The organism is Streptomyces niphimycinicus (genome assembly GCF_018883605.1).
In the GTDB taxonomy this organism is placed as follows: domain Bacteria; phylum Actinomycetota; class Actinomycetes; order Streptomycetales; family Streptomycetaceae; genus Streptomyces; species Streptomyces niphimycinicus.
The window spans coordinates 1-1,561 of record NZ_JAHLEM010001230.1; the positions used below are offsets into that span (position 1 = coordinate 1).

Annotated in this window: 2 protein-coding genes; one reads left to right on the top strand and one right to left on the bottom strand. The window is 71.4% G+C overall.

Annotated features, from left to right (window positions below):
- Positions 1 to 762 (bottom strand): response regulator transcription factor (locus tag KN815_RS49025; RefSeq protein ID WP_253209743.1); only part of this gene is annotated, 762 nt, incomplete at its 3' end.
- A gap of 254 nt (positions 763 to 1,016) precedes the next feature.
- On the opposite strand from KN815_RS49025, the gene KN815_RS49030 reads away from it, so the two are divergent.
- A partial coding sequence (locus tag KN815_RS49030; protein WP_253209744.1) for an alpha/beta hydrolase occupies positions 1,017 to 1,561 on the top strand: 545 nt, incomplete at its 3' end.

Genomic DNA, 1,561 nt, shown 5'->3' on the forward strand with positions numbered 1-1,561 from the left:
CCCGCCGGGGTGCTCGCCGCGCGCCGCGTCGCCCGCTCCGGCGTCCCGCGCCGCGGCCTTGGCCCGGGCCTCCTCGGCGGCGCGCTCGACCTTCTCCGGCGCGACGAACCGGTAGCCCACGTTCCGCACGGTGCCGATCAGGGACTCGTGCTCCGGGCCCAGCTTGGCGCGCAGCCGCCGGACATGGACGTCCACGGTGCGGGTGCCGCCGAAGTAGTCGTAACCCCAGACCTCCTGGAGAAGCTGCGCCCGGGTGAAGACCCGGCCGGGGTGCTGGGCCAGATACTTCAGCAGCTCGAACTCCTTGAATGTGAGATCGAGCACACGCCCCTTGAGCTTGGCGCTGTAGGTGGCCTCGTCGACCGACAGATCGCCGTTGCGGATCTCCATCGGGCTGTCGTCGGTGGTGATCTGCTGGCGGCCCATGGCCAGCCGCAGCCGGGCCTCGACCTCCGCCGGGCCCGCGGTGTCCAGCAGGACGTCGTCGACGCCCCAGTCGGCGGTGACGGCGGCCAGCCCGCCCTCGGTCACCACCAGGATCAGCGGACAGCCGGGGCCGGTGGACCGCAGCAACTGGCACAGGCTGCGCACCTGCGGCAGATCGCGGCGGCCGTCGATCAGGATGACGTCGGCTCCCGGCGTGTCCACCAGGGCCGGGCCTTCGGCGGGAGCCACCCGCACGCCGTGCAGCAGGAGGCCGAGGGCGGGAAGCACCTCCGTCGAGGGCTGGAGTGCGTTGGTCAGCAGCAGGAGGGAACTCATCGTCCACCACCCGCCCCGGCCATGTTCTCGAGGTTGTGCACGCTTCGCTCGCCCATTACGTCGGTTCCTCCTCGGTCCCTTGCGAGAGGGGCACCTCCCGGGCAGCGCCCGGGGGAGTCTGCGGCTACTACTTCGTACGGTCACGCTCCGCACCCTTGGAGCGACGGTGCGCTCAAACGCGCATCACGCCCCGAAAGCACAAAAGGACCCGGGGGCTACGTTGCCCGGATCCTCTTCACAGCAGAATAACCCACATGACATGTGCCCGAGAGGCTCAATCTGCTCCCCGTTGTCCTTTCACGGAACTGACAGGAGAGCGGCGGGCCACGCTGCTGACCGATGACGGCGTCTCGATCGAGGCGCTGTACGAGCCTTCCCCGACGCCCGGCACCGAACCCTCCGACCACCTCGTGCTGGTGCTCGGGCATGGGTTCACCGGTGCCCTGGAACGCCCCGCGCTGCGCCGGGTAGCGTCGGCGTTTGCCCAGCGTACGGCCGTGATCACGTTCTCCTTCCGGGGGCATGGCCGGTCCGGCGGACGGTCCACGGTCGGCGATCGCGAGGTGCTGGACCTGGCCGCCGCGGTGCGCTGGGCGCGGCGCCTCGGGCATCGGCGGGTCGCCACGGTCGGCTTCTCGATGGGCGGGTCCGTGGTGCTCCGGCAAGCCGCGCTGTACGGGAAGAACGATGAAATCCAGCCGGTGCATGTCGCACACGATGGGGAGCGCACAGGGCGCGCACCGGGGCGCACGGACCTCGCGGCCGGGGCGACGGGCGGCCAGGCGCCGGGCGCGCCCGG